A 20620-nucleotide genomic window follows, 5' to 3' on the forward strand; every position below is an offset into this window, starting at 1 on the left:
CAAGAAAATGCCACTCGCCGGGACAGGGATGCTGCTGACGTCGATGAACATCGACGCCGCCGATGAGGCCGACTTCAACCGCTGGTACGATCGCGAGCATCTGGAAGAGCGCGTCGCGATCGAGGGTTTCCTGGAGGCGCGGCGCTATGTCGCGCATGCCGCCAATCCCAAATATCTCTGCCTGTACTCGACCGCGACGCTCGAAGTGCTCGACAGCCCCGCCTACAAGGCGCGGCTCGCAAGCCCGACCGACTGGTCGCGGCAGACCATGGCACGCTTCAAGGACATGCTGCGCGTGGTTGCGCGCATCACCATCAGCAACGGCACCGGACGCGGGGCTGCGCTCGGCGTGGTGCGGCTGCGGCCGAACACCGACAAAGCCGGTGCATGGCGTGATGCACTGCAAGAAAGGCTGGCGCCGGAAACGCGCGAGGGCATCATCTCGATGCATCTGCTCGAAAGCGAGCCGGAATTGTCGGGCGCGACGGCGGGAATTCCGGCGGCGCGCAACGACGGCGCGCGCGACTGGTTTGTGCTGATCGACGGCACGCATGTCGGCGCGGTCTCGGCCGTGATTGCCGAGCGCTTCACCGGTCCCGCCGCTTCGCCCTTCCCGCTTCCGGTCTCCGTCGGCACCTACTGCCTGATGTGGGACCTCGCGAACAGCGACATCGCGCGCGGCTGACGCGGCTTACATGCACCGCAACATATTGCACCGCCGCATGCCGGCGCGCGGCGTCAATGCTGTGCGCGCGCAGCTCCCATGAAAGCGGGGAAGCGCGGAAATTTGCCGTTGTACTTCGGAGTGGTTCTAATAAGCTAACCTAATGACGTCATTCAGAAACCAGATCGACGCCTGTTAAGCGTTCGCCAAGCTCAAGAAGAGGCCGCCGGGTCCTTTGAGCCTGCGCGGACAGGGTAGGAATGAAACCGACCGATATCGCGGCCCCCGACTACTTTCACAAAGTGGTCGATTGCCAGTGGGCCTGTCCTGCGCACACCCCGGTTCCCGAATACATCCGACTGATCGCGCAAGGCCGCTACAGCGACGCCTATATGATCAATTGGCAATCGAACGTGTTTCCCGGCATCCTGGGACGCACCTGCGATCGACCATGCGAGCCGGCGTGCCGGCGTGGACGCGTCGAGGAAAATCCCGTCGCGATCTGCCGCCTCAAGCGCGTTGCCGCCGACTTCAAGGACGACATCAGGCAGCGCCTGCCGAAACCCACGCCGAAGAACGGCAAGCGTGTTGCGCTGGTCGGCGGCGGCCCAGCTTCGCTGACCGTCGCGCGCGATCTCACGCCGCTCGGCTATCACTGCACGGTGTTCGATGCCGATCCGGAAGCCGGCGGCATGATGCGCACGCAGATCCCGAAATTCCGCCTGCCCAATTCCGTCATCGACGAGGAAACCGGCTACATCCTGGGTCTCGGCGTCGAGTTCAAGGGCGGTCACCGGATCGAGAGCATGAAGTCGCTGCTCGCCGAGAAGTACGACGCGATCTTCGTCGGCTCCGGCGCTCCGCGCGGCCGCGAGCTCGACATTCCCGGCCGGAAAGAGGCCGCCGCCAATATCCATATCGGCATCGAGTGGCTGGCCAATGTGTCGTTCGGCCATACCGACAAGATCGGCAAGCGCGTCATCGTGCTCGGCGGCGGCAACACCGCGATGGATTGCTGCCGCACCGCGCGCCGGCTCGGCGGCGAGAAAGTCACGGTGGTCGTGCGTTCCGGCTTCGAGGAGATGAAGGCCTCGCCCTGGGAGAAGGAAGACGCGATCCACGAGGATATCCCGATCCTCAACTACATGGTGCCGGTGGCATTCAAGCATGTCGCGGGCAAGCTCATCGGCGTCACCTTCCAGCACGTCAAAGCCGAATACGACGCAAAAGGCCGCCGCAATCTGGTGCCTTCGGGCGATCCCGATCAGACCATTCCCTGCGACGACGTGCTGGTCGCGGTCGGCCAGGAGAACGCCTTCCCCTGGATCGAGCAGGATTGCGGCATCGAGTTCGACAAATGGCACATGCCCAAGGTCGATCCGAACACCTTCGCCTCGACCAATCCGAAGGTCTTCTTCGGCGGCGACGCCGCGTTCGGGCCGAAGAACATCATCTGGGCAGTCGCGCACGGCCATGACGCCGCTTTGTCGATCCACAAGATGCTGTCGGGCGAGGATATCACCGAGCGGCCGCTGCCGGAGGTGCATGTCTCCTCGCAGAAGATGGGCATCCACGAATGGAGCTATGACAACGACATCTCCAACGACAAGCGCTTCAAGGTGCCGCATCGCGACAAGGTGATCGCGCTGAAGGACATCCGCGCCGAGGTCGAGCTTGGTTACGACGTCAAGCTGGCGCTGGGCGAAGCCGAGCGTTGCCTGAACTGCGACGTGCAGACCGTGTTCTCGACCTCGCTCTGCATCGAATGCGATGCCTGCGCTGATATCTGCCCGATGGATTGCATCACTTTCACCAACAACGGTGAGGAAGATGATTTGCGCCAGCGGCTGAAGGCGCCCTCGCCGCACCCGGACCAGGACCTCTACGTCTCCTCCGATCTCAAGACCGGGCGCGTGATGGTGAAGGACGAGGACGTCTGCCTGCATTGCGGGCTGTGCGCCGAGCGTTGCCCCACCGGCGCCTGGGACATGCAGAAATATTTCATCGAGATGACGCACGCAGGATCATCATGCCCGACAAAAAGCCGATCAGCAGCGTAAACGACTTCGTCGTCCGCTTCGCCAACGTCAACGGCTCGGGCTCGGCCAGCGCCAACGAGATGTTCGCCCGCGCGATCCTGCGCCATGGCGTGCCGGTGTCCCCGCGTAACATCTTCCCCTCCAACATCCAGGGCCTGCCGACCTGGTACGAGGTGCGGGTCACGGAAGACGGCCATCTCGGCGCCCGCGGCGGCGTCGACATGATGGTGGCGATGAACCCGCAGACCTGGGACAAGGACGTCGCCGGCATCGAGCCTGGCGGCTACCTGTTCTACGATTCCACCAAGCCGATGCCGTCGACCAAATTCCGCGACGACATCACCGTGATCGGCGTGCCGCTCACCGCCATCACCAACTCGACCTACACCGATCCGCGCCAGCGCCAGCTGTTCAAGAACATCATCTATCTCGGCAGCCTCTCGGCGCTGCTCGACATGGACCCGAAGCTGATCGAACAGCTGATCGGCGAGCAGTACAAGGGCAAGGAGAAGCTCTTGTCCTCCAACGTCCACGCGCTGCATCTCGGCCGCGACTGGGCGCTGCAGAATTTGAAATGCCCGATCGGGCTGCGCGTGAAGAAGTCCGACAAGGTCGGCGACCGCATCTTCATCGAGGGCAACAGCGCCGCCGCGCTCGGCGCCGTCTATGGCGGCGCCACGGTATGCGCCTGGTATCCGATCACGCCGTCCTCGTCGGTGGCGGAAGCCTTCACCGCCCACTGCAAGAAGTACCGGCACGATCCGGAAACCGGTAAGGCGAAATATGCCATCGTGCAGGGCGAGGACGAGCTGGCCTCGATCGGCATCGTGATCGGTGCGTCCTGGAACGGCGCCCGCGCCTTCACCGCGACCTCGGGCCCCGGCATCTCGCTGATGACCGAGTTCATCGGCCTCTCCTACTTCGCCGAGATCCCGGCCGTGATCATGAACATTCAGCGCGCCGGCCCCTCGACGGGCATGCCGACCCGCACCCAGCAATGCGACATCATCGCTTGCGCCTATGCCTCGCACGGCGACACCAAGCATGTGCTGCTGTTCCCTGAAGATCCCGCCGAGGCCTTCGAGTTCGCGGCGGCTGCCTTCGATCTCGCCGAGCGGCTTCAGACCACGATCTTCCTGATGCTCGACCTCGACATCGGCATGAACCACCGGCTCTGCCGTCCGCTGAAGTGGGACGACGCAAGGCAATACGACCGCGGCAAGGTGATGACCGAGGAGATGCTGGAAGAGGGGCGCGACTTCGGCCGCTATCTCGACGTCGACGGCGACGGCATTCCCTACCGCACCTATCCCGGCACGCATCCGACCAAGGGCTCCTATTTCACCCGCGGCACCTCGCGCGACCGCTATGCACGCTATTCCGAGGAAGGCCCTGTCTATGCCGACAACATGCAGCGTCTGGTGCGCAAGTTCGAGACCGCACAGGACCTCGTTCCGCGCCCGCTGCAGGCCAACGCGGAACGGCCGACCAAATATGGCGTGATCTATTTCGGCTCGACCTCGCCGGCGATGGACGAGGCGATCGGCCTCCTGGAGGCGCGCGGGCATCAGCTCGACCGCCTCCGCATCCGCGCCTTCCCGTTCCACTCGAGCGTGGCGAGCTTCCTCGCCGAGCACGATTTCGTCTATGTGGTCGAGCAGAACCGCGACAGCCAGCTGCGCCAGCTCATCGTCAACGAGAACGGCATCGATCCGGTGCGGCTCGTGCCGATCGTGCATTATGACGGCTCGCCGATCACCGCCCGTTTCATCGCAAAAGCCATTGGCGACCACCAGGATCACCTCAAGGTGACCCCGCTCCGCAAGGCCGTGTCATGATTTTCCCCTTGTTCTCTCCATCGTCATGCCCGGGCTTGACCCGGGCATCCACGCTTTCCTTTTCTCCGGCCAAGACGTGGATGGCCGGGTCAAGCCCGGCCATGACGAGGCTGGAATTGCAGAGGCTCGCATGACCTATATTGCCAAGCCAAAGTTTCATCATCCCGGGCTGAAGAAGAACGAGCTCGGCTACACGCATCGCGATTACGAAGGCAAGATCTCGACGCTGTGCGCCGGCTGCGGCCACGACTCGATCACGGCCTCGATCATCGAGGCCTGCTACGAGCTCTCGATCGAGCCGCACCGGGTGGCGAAGATTTCCGGCATCGGCTGCTCGTCGAAGACGCCGGACTATTTCCTCGGCAATTCGCACGGCTTCAACTCCGTGCACGGCCGCATGCCCAGCGTGCTGACAGGCGCCAACCTCGCCAACCGCGACCTGATCTATCTCGGCGTCTCCGGCGACGGCGATTCCGCTTCCATCGGCTTCGGCCAGTTCGCGCATTCGATCCGGCGCGGCGTCAACATGACCTATATCGTCGAGAACAACGGCGTCTACGGCCTGACCAAGGGCCAGTTCTCGGCCACGGCTGATCGCGGCTCGAAGAGCAAGAAGGGCGTCACCAACACCGACAACGCCATCGACCTCGTCGCGATCGCGCTGCAACTTGGCGCCACCTTCGTCGCGCGCTCGTTCTCCGGCGACAAGACCCAGCTGGTGCCGCTGATCGCGGCTGCGATCCGCCACAAGGGCGCGTCCTTCATCGACGTCATCAGCCCCTGCATCGCCTTCAACAACCATGCCGGCTCGACCAAGAGCTTCGACTATGTCCGCGAGCACAATGACGCGGTGAACCGGCTCGACGTGCTGGTCGGCCGCGATCCCATCGCGGTCGACTACGCGCCGGGCACGGTGCAGATGGTCGAGCAGCACGACGGCAGCAAGATCGCGCTGCGCAAGATCGATGCCGATTACGATCCGCACGACAGGCTCGGCGCGCAGACCTTCCTCGCGAAGCACGCCGCCAAGGGCCAGATCGTCACCGGCCTGCTCTATGTCGATCCCGACGCGGAAGATCTGCACGAGCATCTCAACACGGTCGAGACGCCGCTCAACACGCTGGAAGCGGACGCGCTGTGCCCGGGCTCGGCGGTGCTGGACAAGATCAACGCCAGCCTGCGGTGACTACTTGCCGGAAACGGGCTGCCGGACACGTATCGTGATCTTGTCGGATACGACCGGCGGCTCGAACGGATAGTGCTTCGCATCGCCCAGCACCAATTGCAGCGTGTGCGTGCCGGGCGGGAGTTCGAGCATGGTTTCGGTCTGCCCCGCGCCGAAATGCAGATGCGACTTGTCCTGCGGGATCGGCTCCTTGGGATCGATGGGGTCGTTGACATCGACCAGCAGATGGTGATGACCCGCGTTCTGGTAGTCGTCGCCGGCATGCGTCACGCCCATGTTGCGCAAGCCGAACCGGACCCAAAATGCACCGCGAACCTTCTGCCCGTCGCGCGGCGTGATGAAGTAGAGCTTGGCATCCTTAGGCGCGGTCTTGCCCTGCGCGTACGCCGCACCCGGGAGCAATGCGATCGCAGCCGCAAGTGCGACACAGGACATGATCTTCATCAAATCTACTCCGGAAATCACGGACTGAGCGCGACGCGGAATCCGTGCGTGGGGTAACGGACATTGGTGTCGTAACCATCGCGGTTTGACGGCCGCACATATCTTGAATCGTTCTTCCACGAGCCCGAGCGCAGGACATGCGAGGAGCAGTCGCCGCCGGTCCATGCTGAGCCGTCGGCCGGCGCGCCCTGATAGCTTCTGTGCCAGCAATCCTCGACCCACTGGTCGATGCCGCCGCCCATGTCGTACAGCCCGAACGGATTGGGCTTGAAGCCGCCGACCTTCGCCGGCTGCTCGGCTGCGAGATCACCGCAATCCTTGCACCCGGCCATGCCGGGCTGGAGCTTGTCGCCCCACCAATACTTGCTCGTTGTTCCGCCGCGCGCCGCATATTCCCATTCGGCTTCGCTCGGAAGCCGGTACGGCTTCTTCGCCGCCTGGGAGAGATAGGCTACATATTGCTGCGCATCGGTCCAGCTCACATTGCTCACCGGCGCATCGTCCTTGCCCACGGCCGTGAAGGCGCACCCCTTCGCAGCGGCGCATTCGTTCCATTGCTGCACGGTCACCGGATATTTGCCGATCGAGAACGGCTTGATCGTGACCTGATGAACCGGACGTTCGGTCGGATCATCATTGCTCCCCATGGCGAAGCTGCCGCCGCGAATGGCGATCATGTCGGGTTCGCGGACGGGTATCGGCGATGGGCTGGGTACCGGCGAGGGCGGCGGAGGTGCCGAAGCCACTGAGGGAGACGGCTCCGGCGTTTGCGTCGCCGCTTCGCGTGGAGCGGGCTGCGGGCTTGGAGATGCGGCCGGCGCGACGGTCGGCGCGGCGGTCGGTGCGGCGGCCTGCTCGTTCCGCCTGCCAGCCGGCTGTGCCAGCAGATACCAAAGTACGCCGGTGGCGATGATCAGCACGCTGATCCCGAGGAAAAAGATCAAGGCATTCTCGCGCCGGCTTCGCGTTCTGCCGAGCGCGTCTGCGTCCGGCAGCACGCGGTAGACTCGCACCGGATCGGTGATGTTCTTGACCTTGCGATCGCCGAGCGATTCATAGCCGCACACCACCTTGTGCTTGATCTGCTCGTAGATCGCGCCGGAGATGTAGACCTGGCCCGGCTCGGCAATGCCTTCGATGCGCGTGGCGATGTTGACGCCGTCGCCATAGATGTCGTCCGGCTCGACGATGACATCACCGAGATTGACGCCGATCCGGTATTCGATCCGCGAATGTTTCGGCTGCGAAGTGTTGCGGCCGACGAGATTTTGCTGGATGACGATGCTGCATCGAACAGCCTCGACGGGACTATCGAAAATCGCAATGAAGCCATCGCCGGTCGTCTTCACCAGGCTTCCATGGTGCTCGACGATGCTGGGCATGATGAGATCCCGCTCGATCCGCTTGACGCGGGCGTGCGTGCCCTCCTCGTCAGCCTGCATCAAGCGACTGTAGGACGCGATATCGCCGACAATGATCGCAGCGAGTCGCCGAGGCAGCGCCCCGCTCGGAGGCGGCTCCCCCCGATTGCCGGATCTGAAGTCGCGAATTTCTCCCATTGCGGGGACTCCACACACTACAAGAGGCGGCCCCACCTTAAGACTGCCGAAAGCAATCGTCTGTGAACGCTATCACATTGACGAATTTGGACAATATCGAAGGCCGCGCGGCATCGAGTTCCCCTCGGAGCGAAGGCCCGAGCTTGATTGAACCTTCCCGGTCTCAGGTTCGACTAAGGCCGTGCATGGAACCACGCGGCTTCGCTCCGCCCTGCGCGCGTATGCGCGTCGAACGCGTCACGCATGCCGCGACTGCCATCACGCCGTGTTCGTGAAAGAAGCGCGGTCCGCTTCGGCCGCGGTCCGGACTAGCTGACCGGCTCGGGCACGACAGCGGCGCGGCCCGAATAGGCCAGGCGGCCGGCCTTCCAGTATTGCTTGCAGGTCTCGAGCAGTGTTTCGCCGTCGATAGTCAGGCCGCTCGGATTGATCAGCACGCCCTCGGCGCCGACCGCCTTGTTCATCATCGAGACGATGCGCTTGAGAAAGCCGCCGTCGAAGCGGTCGGCGATGAGAGGATCAAGCTTGAGCACCACGATCTTCTGATTGCGAAATTGCCAGACCGATATCTCCCGCACCGATCTCCAGGCGATGGTGTCGTCGGCGATCCTGGTGTCGCGAATGCCGACACGGGTGATGAAGACGACCGGCGTCCTGGCGAAGAGCAGCGTCCAGAGCGTCCGCAGGGTGACAAGGCCGAACAACGCGAGACCGACATAGCAGACCGTGATCTGGAACGGCGTGAGGGTCTTGATCTGAAACCAGTTGAGAGCGATCGCGGCAGACACGAGCGTCATCAGCGCGCCGGCGGCCAATATCTTCAGCAGCCGCGCCAGGGAATAGCCGATCGCAAGATTGGGCAAGTTCTGACTTACGGACATTTTTGACCGCCACCAGCATTTGCTACAATCTGGGGTTTATCAGTTCCCCTCCTTCCAGATCGTTAAACCTGGAACCTTGCGCGAGGCTGCCCGCGGGAAAGGGGGCCGGTCGCCGCTTGAACGCGCTCCGCGCCGCCCGCGACTAACCGCCGATCGGCCCCCTCTCCAGGCGGGCCACGGCCCACGCGTCTGGTGCGATCATGAAGCTTGCCCTCGTCCTTCCGCTTGTCCTTGCCGCCTTGGTCGGCGCCGCCCGGGCCGAGGAGACCGACGACATCCGCGCGGCGAGCAAGGCCGAGGCCGAGAGCTTCAACGCGCGCATGTATGCGGGTAAACCTGGCAACAAGGCCTATGCCTGCTTCGTCCGCCGCTACGATGCCGAACATCTGGCGCAGCATCCGAAGCAGAAGGTCGCCGCGATGAAGCTGTTGGTTTCGGCCGAGTTGGACAAGGAGGACAAGGAGCTGCACAACTCCTTCCGCCTCGGCTTCCGATACCGCCATCGCAGCGGCGACTTCGACTCCCAGGGCGACTGCCACCATGTCGTGTTCGTGAAAGACGGCAACGAGATCCGCCTCGGCTGCGGCGTCGACTGCGAGGGCGGCAGCATCGGGGTCGCACTGTCGAAGGACGACAAATCGGCCATCGTACGGCTCGCGCGGGTCAGGATCTGGAAGCACAACAATCCGGATCCAGATGACGATCGATCGCTGGTCGCCGGCGCCGACGACGGAATGTTCCGCCTTGAGCGCACCGACACCAGCGAATGCGCCTCGCTGGTGACCGACCGCAAGGAACTCGCCGCGCTGCGCCACAAGTGACATTTGTCCGGCGAAATCAGGCCTAGTCGAAAGAAATCGTCATGAACCGCCGGAACATGTTGTGGAGCGCAGCCTCGGCTTTGGGCGCAGTGCTCGGCGTCTCGCGAGCACAGGCTGCGACCGCGGCTCCGTCGTCGAACAAGCTCAAGGTCGTCTATCACCTCAGCGATGCCGAGAAGGTCAATTTCGTGCTCGGCAACATCCAGAACCATATCGACGGCGTCGGCGGCCCCGCGCACGTCACGATCGCGCTGGTGATCCACGGTCCCGCGCTGAAACCGTTTCACGCCGCGCAGGCAAATCCCGACGTCCGCAGGCGCGTTGGTGAATTCTCCAAGGACGGCGTCGAGCTCGCCGCCTGCCCCAACACCATGAAAGCGCAGAACGTCACGCTGACGGACTTGCTGCCCGGCTTCGTCAGCGCGGAGAGGGGTGGCGTGGTTCGTTTGGCCGAGTTGCAATCGCAGGGGTATCTTTACTTGCGGCCTTGAGCACTTCGGCCGCCGCGAAATCGGTGCGCCCCCTCCCCCGCCTGCGGGGAAGGGTTGGGGAGAGGGTGTCTCCTCAGTCAAGAACCCCCAAGAGGAGAGAGCCCTCACCCCGGCGCGCGGGACGATGCTTCGCATCGCCCGGGACGCGCCGACCTTTCCCGCAAGCGGGAGAGGTAAGAGGGGCCTGCGGCGCCCTCTCCCAACTCATCCCTCAACGCGCTTGACTTACCCATAACCCTACGGTTATGAGTTAATCCATAACTTCCTGGTTATGGATTCCGCATGTCCGCCGCCCACGACCTTCTGTTCAGGACGCTCGCCGATCCGACCCGGCGGGCGATCTTCGAGCGGCTGTGCCGCGAGGGCGAGCAGACGGTCGGGGCACTCACGGCCCGATCCGGCGTTTCCCAGCCGGCGGTCTCGAAACATCTGGGCGCGCTGAAGCAGGCCGGCCTCGTGCGCGACCGTCATGAAGGACGCCAGACCCATTACAGCGCGCAGCCCGGCGCGCTCAATCCGCTGATCGACTGGACCAGCCAGATGGCTTCCTTCTGGCAGAACCGGCTCGATGCGCTGGATGATTTGCTGAAGAGGATGGACCAATGACCGAACAATTGACCGAGAAACGCTCAGTCGTCGTCGAACGCGAATTTGCCTTTCCGGCCGAGCGGCTCTGGCGCGCGCTGACGCAGCCGCATCTGATCGAGGAATGGCTGATGAAGAACGACTTCAAGCCGACGGTCGGTCACAGATTCAATCTGCGCGGCGAATGGGGCGGCGTGCTGGATTGCGAGGTGCTCACCATCGAGCCGGAGAAGACGCTCGCCTACACCTGGAATTTTTCGCACGAGGACGCGGCGTTCGATCTGAAGAGCATCGTCACCTTCACGCTGACACCGACAGGCGCCGGCACGCACTTACGCGTCGAGCAGGCGGGCTTCAGCCCGACGCAGAAGCAGGCGTTTGGCGGCGCGCATGCCGGCTGGAAGCAGTTTTTCGCCAAGCTCGACGAGGTGCTGGCGCGCGCTGGCTAGCTCCGTCGCAGGTCTTCATCCAATCAACTCAAGGGAGGTTTCATTGAACGGGAATAAGTGGATTCGGCAGATCCATCGGTGGCTATCGATGGCGTTCACGGTTGCGGTGATCGCGAACATTGTTGCGCTGACCATGCAGATTCAGGCGACGTGGATCGGGCTGGTGGCATTCGTCCCACTGATCCCCCTGCTCGCGACCGGGCTGTATCTGTTCGCGCTGCCCTATGTCAGCCGGCAACGCGTGAACGAGGCGAGATGATGAAGAAAGCCGTACCCGCAAAGAAGAGCAGCACAAAGGACGTGGAGGGAGCTTCGCCCTCCAAGCTGATCGACGGCAGGATCAAGGAGCTCGGCGACTGGCGCGGCGAGATGCTGGGGCGCATCCGCGGCCTGATCAAGGAGGCCGATCCTGAGGTCGTCGAGGAATGGAAATGGCGCGGCGTGCCGGTGTGGGAGCATGACGGCATCATCTGCACCGGCGAGACCTACAAGGAAGTGGTGAAGCTGACCTTTGCCAAGGGCGCGGCGCTGGATGACCCCGCCGGCCTGTTCAACTCCAGCCTCGATGGCAACGTGCGGCGCGCGATCGATATTCGCGAGGGTGAGAAGATCAACGAGAAAGCGCTCAAGGCGCTGATCCGCGAGGCGGTGGAGCTGAATGCGGTGAAGAAGGTGGCGAAGAAGAAAGCGTGATCAGCTGAAGATCGTGCTCGGCCAACGACGGCAGAACTTTCTCCGTTCCCTTCCCCACAAGGGGGGAGGGAACGCATCTCCGTCGGAGCGCCAGTTGAGGCTCACAACATCAGGCGCTCGGCCTAACTACCGGCCTCAAGCCACCGCTGCCGGAATCGGGCGTGGGCTGACGACGTATTCGCGCAAAACCTTGTCGTTGGCATCGACCTCGATCAGCGAGACGTCGTAGGTCCAGAGATCGGCGAGGTGCTGGAGCACGCGCTTGGCGTCGGTCTCGTTGAGCTGCGAGCCCTTGATGACGTGGTGATGCAGGATCAGCCGGCGGTCGCCGGAGAGATCGACGTCGACCACCTCGATATTGGCGTCGATGAAGCCGACGTCGTGCTGGCGCGCCAGCTCGCGGCGGACGCGGCGGAAGCCGCGCTCGTCGTGGATGGCGTCGACCCGGATGCCGGCGCGCTCCTCGGGATCGTCGTGCAGGTGGAACATGCGGAATTGCCGCATCAATTTGGGGCTTAAGAACTGGCCGATGAAGCTCTCGTCGCGGTAATTGGCCCAGACGTCGCGCAGCACGCCCATGACGTCGTTCTTGCCGGCGATGTCGGGGAACCATTCGCGGTCCTCGTCCTCGGGCCTGGTGACGATGCGCTCGATGTCCTGCATCACGGCAAAGCCGAGCGCGTAAGGGTTGAAGCCGGAGAAGCGCGGGTCGTCGAATTCGGGCTGGAACACCACGTTGGTGTGCGATCCCAGGAATTCGAGGAAGTTGCCGTCGGTGATGCGGCCCTGCTCGTGCAGCTTGGTCATGATGCGATAGTGGACGTAGGTCGCCGTCCCCTCGTTCATCACCTTGGTCTGGCTCTGCGGATAGAAATATTGCGCGATGTGGCGGACGATGCGCAGCAGCTCGCGCTGCCAGGGGGCGAGCCGCGGCGCGCTCTTCTCCAGGAAATAGAGCAGGTTCTCCTGCGGCAGGCCGAGCAGCTTGCGGCGGCGCTCGATGCTGAGCGCCGAGCGGCTCTTGGCGGCGCCCTTGGGCACGGTGCGCCAGAGATCGTTGAAGACCTCTTCCTCGTGCTGGCGGCGGCGCCCTGCCCGCTTCTCCTCGGCGCGCAGATCCAGCTTCTTCTTGCCGGGATAGCGGTCGATGCCGTGCGACATCAGCGCATGCGCTGCGTCCAGCGTGCGCTCGACCTCGATGCGGCCGTAGCGCTCCTCGCAGGTCGCGACATAGTTCTTGGCGAAGTCGAGATAGTCGAGGATGCCTTCCGCATCAGTCCACTGCTTGAACAGATAATTGTTCTTGAAGAAGTGGTTGTGGCCGAAGGCGGCGTGCGCGATCACCAGCGTCTGCATCGTCGCCGTGTTCTCCTCCATGAGGTAGGAGATGCAGGGCGAGGAGTTGATCACGATCTCATAGGCGAGCCCCATCAGGCCCTTGCGGTAGGACGCCTCGTGAAACGCGAAATGCTTGCCGAACGACCAGTGCTTGTAGAACAGCGGCATGCCGACCGACGAATAGGCATCCAGCATCTGCTCGGCGGTGATGACCTCGATCTGGTTCGGATAGACGTCGAGACCGAGATCCTTCAACGCCACCTCCTCACAAGCATCGGTGATGCGCTGCAAGGTGCGGAAGTCCCAATCCGCGCCTTCGAACAAGCGTTCCGTCATGGAGCGGCTTTCTCCTGTGCAGTATCGCGGCGCTGGAACAGATCGTGGAACACCGGGAAGATCTCGCTGCGCTCCGAGACCTTGCGCATCGAGAGCGGTGCACCGCTGTTGCGCAGGCGGTCATAGAGGGTCCAGAGCGAGGAGTCGGAGAGATCGAAGGCGCTGCCGCCGGATTCCCCGACCTCGAGATAGGCGAAGAACTGGCAGACCGGCAGAATCTTGTCGGTCAGCAGCATGCCGGTGAGCTCGCCGTCGGAATAGGAATTGTCGCCGTCGGAGGCCTGGGCTGCGTAGATGTTCCAGTCCGCCGGATTGAAACGCTCGCGCACGATCTCGTGCATCGCCTGCAGCGCGCTGGAGACCAGCGTGCCGCCGGAGGCCGGGCCGTAGAAGAAGGTCTGCTCGTCGACCTGCTCGGCGCGATCGGTGTGGCGGATGAAGACGATCTCGACATGCTTGTAGCGCCGCTTCAGGAACACGTAGAGCAGCATGTAGAAGCGCTTGGCCAGATCCTTCATGTGCTCGGACATCGAGCCCGACACGTCCATCAGGCAGAACATCACCGCCTGCGCGACCGGGCGCGGCACCTTCTCGTAGCGGCGGTAGCGGATGTCGAGCGGATCGATGAAGGGAATGCGCTTGGATTTCGCCTTCAGCTTTTCGAGCTTCTCGATCAGCTCGGCGCGCAGATCCTCGTCGGTGCAGGCGGCGATCTCGGCCTCCAGCTCCTCGATCTCGCCCTTGCGCGGACGGCGGAGCGCGATGCGGCGGGCGAGCGCGAGCTGCACGGTGCGGCTCACCGAGATGTTGGCGGGCGAGCCCGACGTGGTGTAGCCGGCGCGCTGGATGCCCTCGCTCTCGGTCTGCGCGATCTTGCGCTTGGCCAGATCCGGCAGCTCGAGATCGTCGAGGAAGAGATCGACGAACTCGTCGCGGGAGAGCACGAAGCGGAAAGCGTCCTCGCTGTCGCCCTCACCCGGACCCGAATCCTTGGCGCTGCCCTGGCCGGAGCGCTGGAGGTAGTCGCCCTCGATGAACTTCTTGTTGCCGGGCAGCACCATGTCGCGCGTTCCGCCTTCGCGGCGGAAACGCGGCTCGTGCATGCCGTCGAGCGGGATCGTGACCTCGCCACCCTCCAGGACGTCCTTGATGTCGCGTTCCTGCGAGGTCTTCTTGACGGCGCCCTGCACCAGGGATTTTGCCCGACGCAAGAACCGCTGCCGGTTCTCAAGGCTCTTGCCGCCTGGATTCAGGCGCCTGTCAATAATATGAATGGCCACTTTCCCATCCGCCTCAACCGGCCTGCTTCACGCGCATGTACCATTCGACGAGCCGGCGAACCTGACGCTCGGTGTAGCCGCGCTCCACCATGCGTGCGACGAACTCGCCGTGCTTCTTCTCCGTCTCGCCGTCCTTCTTCGACCCGAAGGAGATGACTGGAAGCAGATCCTCGACCTGGGAGAATATCCGCTTTTCGATCACGTCGCGAATCTTCTCGTAGGAGGTCCAGGTTGGATTCTTGCCGGCATTCTGTGCTCTGGCCCGTAACGAGAACTTGACCACCTCGTTGCGGAAATCCTTCGGATTGGCAATGCCGGCCGGCTTTTCGATCTTGGTCAACTCCTGGTTCAACAGTTCGCGATCGAGCAACTGGCCGGTGTCCGGATCCTTGAAATCCTGGTCCTCGATCCAGGCATCGGCGTAATCCACGTAGCGGTCGAACAGATTCTGGCCGTAATCCGAATAGGATTCGAGGTAAGCCTTCTGGATCTCGTTGCCGATGAACTCAGCATAGCGCGGTGCCAGCTCCGCCTTGATGAACTCCAAGTAACGTTTCTCGGTTTCCTCGGGCAGCTGCTCCCGGCGGATCGACTGCTCCAGCGCATACATCAAGTGCACGGCATCGGCGGCGACCTCCTGCGGGTCATGGTTGAAGGTCGCCGCCAGGATCTTGAAGGCAAAGCGCGTGGACACGCCGTCCATGCCTTCGTCGACACCGGCGGCATCCCGGTATTCCTGGACGCTTCGTGCCTTGGGATCGGATTCCTTCAGGCTTTCGCCATCATAGACCCGCATCTTGCCGAACAGCGTCGAATTCTCGTGCTTGCGCAGGCGCGACATGACCGAGAACCGAGCCATCGTTTCCAGTGTCGACGGCGCGCACGGCGCAGACGCCAGCTCCGAACCCTGGATCAGCTTCTCGTAGATCTTCTGCTCTTCGGTGACCCGCAGCACGTACGGCACCTTGATCACGCAGATGCGGTCGATGAAGGCCTCGTTGTTCTTGTTGGCCTTGAAGCTCGCCCACTCCGCTTCGTTCGAGTGCGCGAGAATGACGCCGGTGAACGGGATCGCGCCGATGTTCTCGGTGCCGATGTAGTTGCCCTCCTGCGTCGCGGTCAGCAGCGGGTGCAGCATCTTGATCGGCGCCTTGAACATCTCGACGAATTCAAGGATGCCCTGGTTGGCGCGGTTGAGGCCGCCGGAATAGCTGTACGCATCAGGATCGTTCTGCGCGAAGGTCTCGAGCTTGCGGATATCGACCTTGCCGACCAGCGAGGAGATGTCCTGGTTGTTCTCGTCACCAGGCTCGGTCTTGGAGACCGCGATCTGGCGCAGCCGCGACGGCTGGATTTTTGCGACTCTGAACTGAGAAATGTCGCCGCCGAAGGCTTCCAGCCGCTTGTAGCACCACGGGCTCATCAGACCGGTGAGACGCCGGCGCGGAATGCCGTATTTCTCCTCCAGCATCGGCCCGAGATGATCGGGATCGAAGAGGCTGAGCGGGCTTTCGAACACCGGCGAGAGCTCATCGCCGGCCTTGAGCACGTAGATCGGCTGCACTTCCATCAGCGACTTGAGCCGCTCGGCGAGCGAGGACTTGCCGCCACCGACCGGACCGAGCAGATAGAGGATCTGCTTGCGCTCTTCGAGGCCCTGCGCCGCGTGACGGAAGAAACCGACGATGCGCTCGATGGTTTCTTCCATACCGTAGAAGCCGGCGAAGGCCGGATAGGTGCGGATCGTGCGGTTCAAAAAAAATACGGCCAAGGCGTGGGTCCTTGGCCGTGTCAATCGTCTGCGGATCGCCGATCGCTGCTAGCAGTCGCTCGGCCGCATTTGCGTATTTCATGGGATCGCTTCGACACGATTCCAGATATTCCGCCATCGACATGTCGTGCTGGCTTCTCGCCTCGAACGACCGAGCGAAAGCGTTGAATAGAGAATCGTTGTACATGATCCCTCTCCGCGTGAGTTCCGCTACAAGCTGAAACGAAAGCAGTTACCGGACCGTTCCTCAGGCCATTTCGAATCAGCGTGAGCACATGACGATCATTGGACACCCTGGGGCCAACTCGACGCAACGCACAACGTAGGCACTCCGTGAGTTACGAACAGGCACATGCCTGTAATTTGTGCGAATCTATGTCTATATTGGCTCATTTCCAGAAAATGTCACTTGGTCGCAACATCCGGGCATTACCGGGGATGAGTCCATCCGGCGCCGCAGCATAGCGAGCTGCGGGCGGCGATCTTATGACGCTTCTACGGCGAAGCCTTGAGCACCGCTTGCGTCGCTCGTTCATCTTCCTGCTGCAATGCAGTGCGCGGACCGGCGGCAGCATGATAGTCGCGACAAGCACGCAGCAGTGTATCAAAATCGGTCGCCAAACCGTCCGAATGGATGACAATCCGATCGCTCTGCGCCCGGCGGCCCGAGCCGCGGATGGTGCTGAGCTGCCGCCGCAAGGCCGGCGTCGGCGTCAGCACGATCATCTTGTGCCCGCGGCTTTCCTCAGCCGAAATCTCCGCAATGGAGTCCCAAAGCAGGAATTCACTACCGATGCGCAGATCGCGAATGCCGAAAGGAGTGGCGATCACCACCGGTCCACGCTCGGCGGGGAGCAGCCAGATCAGCCAGCTGGTCACCAGGCCAAACAAGGCGACGCCGGCATAGCCGACCGTCGTATCGTAGTCGCCGAGCCCGTCCCACATGTCGAAGGCGAGGCTTGCACTGAGCAGGGTCAGCGCAAAGCCCGCCGCGACCAGCAGTCGCAGGCGTGTCGCGCATTGACCGATTTCGAGATCGCACGCCTCGGCGCTTGCGGCCGGCGCGATCGATTGCGGGCTATTGGCAACGGCGAACGTAACACCGTCAGTATGTGCGTGCATGCAGTCCCCCAGCATGACCATTCGCGACGGGCCTACGGCGACGTGGCCGGCGTTACGCAACGAGATCTCGGCCGAACCTTTCGGCCAACGATTTTTTACGCAACACAGCCACTGCCGCCTGGATCGCCATGATCGCGACGGAGTTACACTGAGAGTATGACGCAAATACCCTTGATTGGTTCCCTCCCGGGAGCATGTAAGCTAGAGGATAGCGCGTCAGGATCGGCGCGGAAACCCCTCGCCCCCCAGGCTTGGAGATAAATAAGCACCATGAATCCCGTCAAAGAACTGGAAAAGCACGGACAAGCCGTCTGGCTGGACTTCCTCGCCCGTGGCTTCATCGCCAACGGCGACCTGAAGCGGCTGATCGACACCGACGGCGTCAAGGGCGTCACCTCCAATCCCTCCATCTTCGAGAAGGCGATCGGCAGCTCGGACGAGTATGACGCCCCGATCGGCAAGGCGCTGAAGCGCGGCGACCGCACCGTGGCCGACCTGTTCGAGGCAGTCGCCGTCGAGGACATCCAGAACGCCGCCGACGTGCTGCGCCCGGTCTATGACCGCCTCAAGGGCGGCGACGGCTATGTCAGCCTGGAGGTCTCGCCCTATCTGGCGATGGACACCGCCGGCACGGTCACTGAGGCGCGGCGGCTGTGGAAGGACGTCAGCCGCAAGAACCTGATGGTGAAGGTGCCGGCGACGCCGGAGGGCCTGCCGGCGATCGAGACGCTGATCGGCGAAGGCATCAGCATCAACATCACGCTGCTGTTCTCCAAGGCGGTCTATCTCGAGGTGGCCGAGGCCTATCTCGCGGGCCTGGAGAAATACGTCGCCGGCGGCGGCGACCCCTCGCATGTAGCGAGCGTTGCAAGCTTCTTCGTCAGCCGCATCGACACCATGGTCGACAAGCAGCTCGACGAGAAGATCGCCCGCGCCAACGACCCATCCGAGAAGGAGCGGCTCGCCGCGCTCAAGGGCAAGGTCGCGATCGCCAACGCCAAGATCGCCTATCAGGATTACAAGCGCCTGTTCTCCGGTCCGCGCTGGGAGAAGCTCGCGGCCAAGGGCGCCAAGCCGCAGCGCATGCTGTGGGCCTCCACCGGCACCAAGAACAAGGACTACAGCGACGTCCTCTACGTCGAGGAGCTGATCGGCCCCGACACCATCAACACCGTGCCGCCGGCGACGCTGGATGCGTTCCGCGATCACGGCAAGCCGCGCGACAGCCTGGAAGAAAACATCGACGACGCTAGGCGCGTGCTGGAGGAGCTGGAGCGCTCCGGCGTGTCGCTCGACGCCATCACCGAGGAGCTGGTCAAGGACGGCGTCAAGCAGTTTGCGGACGCCGCCGACAAGCTCTACGGCGCGGTCGCCCACAAGCGCGCCACCGTGCTCGGACCCGCGATCGACCGTCAGCAGCTTTCGCTCGGCGACGGGCTCGGCAAGGCAGTGGCCAAGAGCACCGAGGAATGGCGCGCAGCCGCCAAAATCCGCAGGCTGTGGCAGCGCGACAAGTCGGTCTGGACCGGCACGGACGAGAACAAATGGCTCGGCTGGCTCGACAGCGCGGCCAAGGCCAACGTCGCCGATTACGAGGATTACGCGGGCCGCGTGAAGGGCCAGAACTTCTCCGATGCCGTCGTCCTTGGCATGGGCGGATCGAGCCTCGGCCCCGAGGTGCTCGCCGAGACCTTTGGCAAGAAGCCCGGCTTCCCGAAGCTGCACGTGTTGGACTCCACCGATCCGGCGCAGGTGCGGGCGATGGAAGACAAGATCGACATCGCCAACACCGTGTTCATCGTGTCGAGCAAGTCCGGCGGCACCACCGAGCCGAACGCGATGAAGGATTACTTCCATGAGCGCGTCGCGCAAGCGGTCGGGCCGAAGGTGAAGACCGGCCACCGCTTCATCGCGGTGACCGATCCCGGCTCCTCGCTGGAGAAGGCGGCGAAGAAGCTGAACTACGCCCGCATCTTCCATGGCGAACCGTCGATCGGCGGACGCTATTCGGTGCTCTCGCCGTTCGGCCTGGTGCCGGCGGCGACCGCCGGCATCGACGTCAAGACCTTCATCAAGCATGCGCAGGCGATGGCCCGCTCCTGCGGGCCGGACGTGCCGCCGAGCGAGAATCCGGGCGTGCAGCTCGGCCTTGCCATGGGCCTCGCCGGCCTCGAGGGCCGCGACAAGGTGACGATCCTGGCGTCGAAGAAGATCGCCGATTTCGGCGCCTGGGCCGAGCAGCTGATCGCGGAATCGACCGGCAAGGAAGGCAAGGGCCTGATCCCGATCGAGGGCGAGCCGCTGGGCGAGTCCGCTTCTTACGGCAACGACCGCTTCTTCATCGACATCCGCACCGAGGGCGAGGCGGATGCCGCCCATGACTCCAAGCTTGCCGCGATCGAGGCGGCCGGCCATCCCGTGGTGCGCATCGTCATGAAGTCGATCGACCATCTCGGCCAGGAATTCTTCCGCTTCGAGATGGCGACCGCGGTCGCGGGCTCGATCCTCGGCATCAACCCGTTCGACCAGCCGGACGTGGAAGCGGCCAAGATCAAGACCCGCGAGCTCACCGCGTCGTTCGAGAAGACCGGGTCGCTGCCGGCCGAGGAGCCGGTGGTCAGCACGGATGAGGCCGATCTCTACACCGACGAGGCCAACGCCACGGCGCTGCGCGCAGCCGGTGCCAATGGCGACCTCACCTCATGGCTGAAGGCGCATCTGTCGCGCTCGGGCGACGGCGATTATGTCGCCCTGCTCGGCTACATCGCGCGCGACAAGGCGACGATCGACGCGCTCCAGGCCATGCGGCTCGAGGTGCGCGACAAGCGGCATGTCGCAACCTGCGCCGAATTCGGCCCGCGCTTCCTGCACTCGACCGGGCAGGCCTACAAGGGCGGCCCCGACAGCGGCGTGTTCCTCCAGATCACCGCCGACGACGCCAAGGACCTGGCGGTGCCAGGCCAGAAGGCGAGCTTCGGCGTGATCAAGGCGGCGCAGGCGCGCGGCGACTTCGACGTGCTCACCGAGCGCGGCCGGCGCGCGCTTCGGGTGCACCTGAAGGGCCCGCTCAAGAAAGGTCTCGCGACGCTCAATGCGGCGCTCAATGATGCGCTGAATTAAGGA

17 protein-coding genes and 1 pseudogene are annotated in these 20620 nt (G+C 63.3%); 11 read left to right on the plus strand and 7 right to left on the minus strand.

Annotated elements, in window-relative coordinates:
- Nucleotides 1-7 precede the first annotated feature (7 nt).
- From FOM02_RS06455 to FOM02_RS06470, 4 genes are all read left to right on the plus strand, one after another.
- Nucleotides 8-685, plus strand: coding sequence for a DUF4286 family protein (locus FOM02_RS06455; RefSeq protein ID WP_027560776.1), 678 nt, complete (start codon nucleotides 8-10; stop codon nucleotides 683-685).
- A gap of 239 nt (nucleotides 686-924) precedes the next feature.
- Nucleotides 925-2724 carry an FAD-dependent oxidoreductase gene (locus tag FOM02_RS06460; RefSeq protein WP_027560777.1) on the plus strand — a complete coding sequence of 600 codons (1800 nt, stop codon included), beginning with the start codon at nucleotides 925-927 and terminating at the stop codon, nucleotides 2722-2724.
- Nucleotides 2694-4541, plus strand: a complete 1848-nt coding sequence (locus FOM02_RS06465; RefSeq protein WP_027560778.1) for a 2-oxoacid:acceptor oxidoreductase subunit alpha — start codon at nucleotides 2694-2696, stop codon at nucleotides 4539-4541. Before FOM02_RS06460 ends, FOM02_RS06465 begins: the two co-directional genes overlap by 31 nt.
- 130 nt (nucleotides 4542-4671) lie before the next feature.
- A complete protein-coding gene (locus tag FOM02_RS06470; RefSeq protein WP_027560779.1) occupies nucleotides 4672-5727 on the plus strand; it encodes a 2-oxoacid:ferredoxin oxidoreductase subunit beta in 1056 nt (351 codons plus the stop codon).
- On the opposite strand, the gene FOM02_RS06475 is transcribed toward FOM02_RS06470, so the two are convergent.
- From FOM02_RS06475 to FOM02_RS06485, 3 genes are all read right to left on the minus strand, one after another.
- On the minus strand, nucleotides 5728-6171 hold the full coding sequence (locus tag FOM02_RS06475; protein WP_027560780.1) for a DUF4399 domain-containing protein: 444 nt from the start codon (nucleotides 6169-6171) through the stop codon (nucleotides 5728-5730).
- 17 nt (nucleotides 6172-6188) lie between these two features.
- The gene (locus FOM02_RS06480) at nucleotides 6189-7730 is read right to left on the minus strand and encodes an SUMF1/EgtB/PvdO family nonheme iron enzyme (protein WP_027560781.1); all 1542 of its coding nucleotides are present in this window, start codon (nucleotides 7728-7730) and stop codon (nucleotides 6189-6191) included.
- 308 nt (nucleotides 7731-8038) lie between these two features.
- A complete protein-coding gene (locus tag FOM02_RS06485; protein ID WP_027560782.1) occupies nucleotides 8039-8611 on the minus strand; it encodes an STM3941 family protein in 573 nt (190 codons plus the stop codon).
- A 200-nt stretch (nucleotides 8612-8811) separates the two neighbouring features.
- On the opposite strand from FOM02_RS06485, the gene FOM02_RS06490 reads away from it, so the two are divergent.
- The 6 genes from FOM02_RS06490 to FOM02_RS06515 all read left to right on the plus strand — a co-directional run bounded on the left by FOM02_RS06490 (nucleotide 8812) and on the right by FOM02_RS06515 (nucleotide 11650).
- Nucleotides 8812-9432, plus strand: coding sequence for a hypothetical protein (locus tag FOM02_RS06490; RefSeq protein ID WP_027560783.1), 621 nt, complete (start codon nucleotides 8812-8814; stop codon nucleotides 9430-9432).
- 41 nt (nucleotides 9433-9473) lie between these two features.
- On the plus strand, nucleotides 9474-9923 hold the full coding sequence (locus FOM02_RS06495) for a DsrE family protein (RefSeq protein WP_027560784.1): 450 nt from the start codon (nucleotides 9474-9476) through the stop codon (nucleotides 9921-9923).
- Nucleotides 9924-10205: 282 nt separating this feature from the next.
- Nucleotides 10206-10529, plus strand: a complete 324-nt coding sequence (locus tag FOM02_RS06500) for an ArsR/SmtB family transcription factor (protein WP_027560785.1) — start codon at nucleotides 10206-10208, stop codon at nucleotides 10527-10529.
- Nucleotides 10526-10957 carry an SRPBCC family protein gene (locus FOM02_RS06505; protein ID WP_027560786.1) on the plus strand — a complete coding sequence of 144 codons (432 nt, stop codon included), beginning with the start codon at nucleotides 10526-10528 and terminating at the stop codon, nucleotides 10955-10957. Before FOM02_RS06500 ends, FOM02_RS06505 begins: the two co-directional genes overlap by 4 nt.
- A gap of 43 nt (nucleotides 10958-11000) precedes the next feature.
- Nucleotides 11001-11216, plus strand: coding sequence for a hypothetical protein (locus FOM02_RS06510; RefSeq protein WP_027560787.1), 216 nt, complete (start codon nucleotides 11001-11003; stop codon nucleotides 11214-11216).
- Nucleotides 11216-11650, plus strand: a complete 435-nt coding sequence (locus tag FOM02_RS06515; RefSeq protein ID WP_027560788.1) for a DUF1801 domain-containing protein — start codon at nucleotides 11216-11218, stop codon at nucleotides 11648-11650. The genes FOM02_RS06510 and FOM02_RS06515 overlap by 1 nt, the downstream gene beginning before the upstream one ends.
- 135 nt (nucleotides 11651-11785) lie before the next feature.
- Here the strand turns inward: FOM02_RS06515 and FOM02_RS06520 are convergent, their stop codons facing one another.
- The 4 genes and pseudogenes from FOM02_RS06520 to FOM02_RS06535 all read right to left on the minus strand — a co-directional run bounded on the left by FOM02_RS06520 (nucleotide 11786) and on the right by FOM02_RS06535 (nucleotide 17557).
- On the minus strand, nucleotides 11786-13324 hold the full coding sequence (locus FOM02_RS06520) for a SpoVR family protein (RefSeq protein WP_027560789.1): 1539 nt from the start codon (nucleotides 13322-13324) through the stop codon (nucleotides 11786-11788).
- Nucleotides 13321-14598 carry a YeaH/YhbH family protein gene (locus FOM02_RS06525; RefSeq protein ID WP_265442164.1) on the minus strand — a complete coding sequence of 426 codons (1278 nt, stop codon included), beginning with the start codon at nucleotides 14596-14598 and terminating at the stop codon, nucleotides 13321-13323. Before FOM02_RS06525 ends, FOM02_RS06520 begins: the two co-directional genes overlap by 4 nt.
- A gap of 19 nt (nucleotides 14599-14617) precedes the next feature.
- Nucleotides 14618-16562, minus strand: a pseudogene (locus FOM02_RS06530) (PrkA family serine protein kinase).
- 308 nt (nucleotides 16563-16870) lie between these two features.
- Nucleotides 16871-17557 carry an STM3941 family protein gene (locus tag FOM02_RS06535; RefSeq protein WP_231164106.1) on the minus strand — a complete coding sequence of 229 codons (687 nt, stop codon included), beginning with the start codon at nucleotides 17555-17557 and terminating at the stop codon, nucleotides 16871-16873.
- A gap of 210 nt (nucleotides 17558-17767) precedes the next feature.
- Here FOM02_RS06535 and FOM02_RS06540 point away from each other — a divergent pair, with 210 nt between their 5' ends.
- Nucleotides 17768-20617 (plus strand): bifunctional transaldolase/phosoglucose isomerase, encoded by a 2850-nt coding sequence (locus tag FOM02_RS06540; RefSeq protein WP_027560792.1) that lies wholly within the window; start codon nucleotides 17768-17770, stop codon nucleotides 20615-20617.
- Nucleotides 20618-20620 lie beyond the last annotated feature (3 nt).

Origin of the sequence: Bradyrhizobium sp. SEMIA (genome assembly GCF_014844175.1) — a bacterium.
GTDB classification, from domain to species: Bacteria; Pseudomonadota; Alphaproteobacteria; order Rhizobiales; family Xanthobacteraceae; genus Bradyrhizobium; species Bradyrhizobium arachidis.

Excerpts from the sequence above, each read along its gene's own strand:
- FOM02_RS06455 (WP_027560776.1), top strand. The coding sequence starts at position 8 with ATGCCACTCGCCGGGACAGGGATGCTGCTGACGTCGATGAACATCGAC.
- FOM02_RS06460 (WP_027560777.1), top strand. The coding sequence starts at position 925 with ATGAAACCGACCGATATCGCGGCCCCCGACTACTTTCACAAAGTGGTC.
- FOM02_RS06465 (WP_027560778.1), top strand. The coding sequence starts at position 2,694 with ATGCCCGACAAAAAGCCGATCAGCAGCGTAAACGACTTCGTCGTCCGC.
- FOM02_RS06470 (WP_027560779.1), top strand. The coding sequence starts at position 4,672 with ATGACCTATATTGCCAAGCCAAAGTTTCATCATCCCGGGCTGAAGAAG.
- FOM02_RS06475 (WP_027560780.1), bottom strand. The coding sequence starts at position 6,171 with ATGAAGATCATGTCCTGTGTCGCACTTGCGGCTGCGATCGCATTGCTC.
- FOM02_RS06480 (WP_027560781.1), bottom strand. The coding sequence starts at position 7,730 with ATGGGAGAAATTCGCGACTTCAGATCCGGCAATCGGGGGGAGCCGCCT.
- FOM02_RS06485 (WP_027560782.1), bottom strand. The coding sequence starts at position 8,611 with ATGTCCGTAAGTCAGAACTTGCCCAATCTTGCGATCGGCTATTCCCTG.
- FOM02_RS06490 (WP_027560783.1), top strand. The coding sequence starts at position 8,812 with ATGAAGCTTGCCCTCGTCCTTCCGCTTGTCCTTGCCGCCTTGGTCGGC.
- FOM02_RS06495 (WP_027560784.1), top strand. The coding sequence starts at position 9,474 with ATGAACCGCCGGAACATGTTGTGGAGCGCAGCCTCGGCTTTGGGCGCA.
- FOM02_RS06500 (WP_027560785.1), top strand. The coding sequence starts at position 10,206 with ATGTCCGCCGCCCACGACCTTCTGTTCAGGACGCTCGCCGATCCGACC.
- FOM02_RS06505 (WP_027560786.1), top strand. The coding sequence starts at position 10,526 with ATGACCGAACAATTGACCGAGAAACGCTCAGTCGTCGTCGAACGCGAA.
- FOM02_RS06515 (WP_027560788.1), top strand. The coding sequence starts at position 11,216 with ATGAAGAAAGCCGTACCCGCAAAGAAGAGCAGCACAAAGGACGTGGAG.
- FOM02_RS06520 (WP_027560789.1), bottom strand. The coding sequence starts at position 13,324 with ATGACGGAACGCTTGTTCGAAGGCGCGGATTGGGACTTCCGCACCTTG.
- FOM02_RS06540 (WP_027560792.1), top strand. The coding sequence starts at position 17,768 with ATGAATCCCGTCAAAGAACTGGAAAAGCACGGACAAGCCGTCTGGCTG.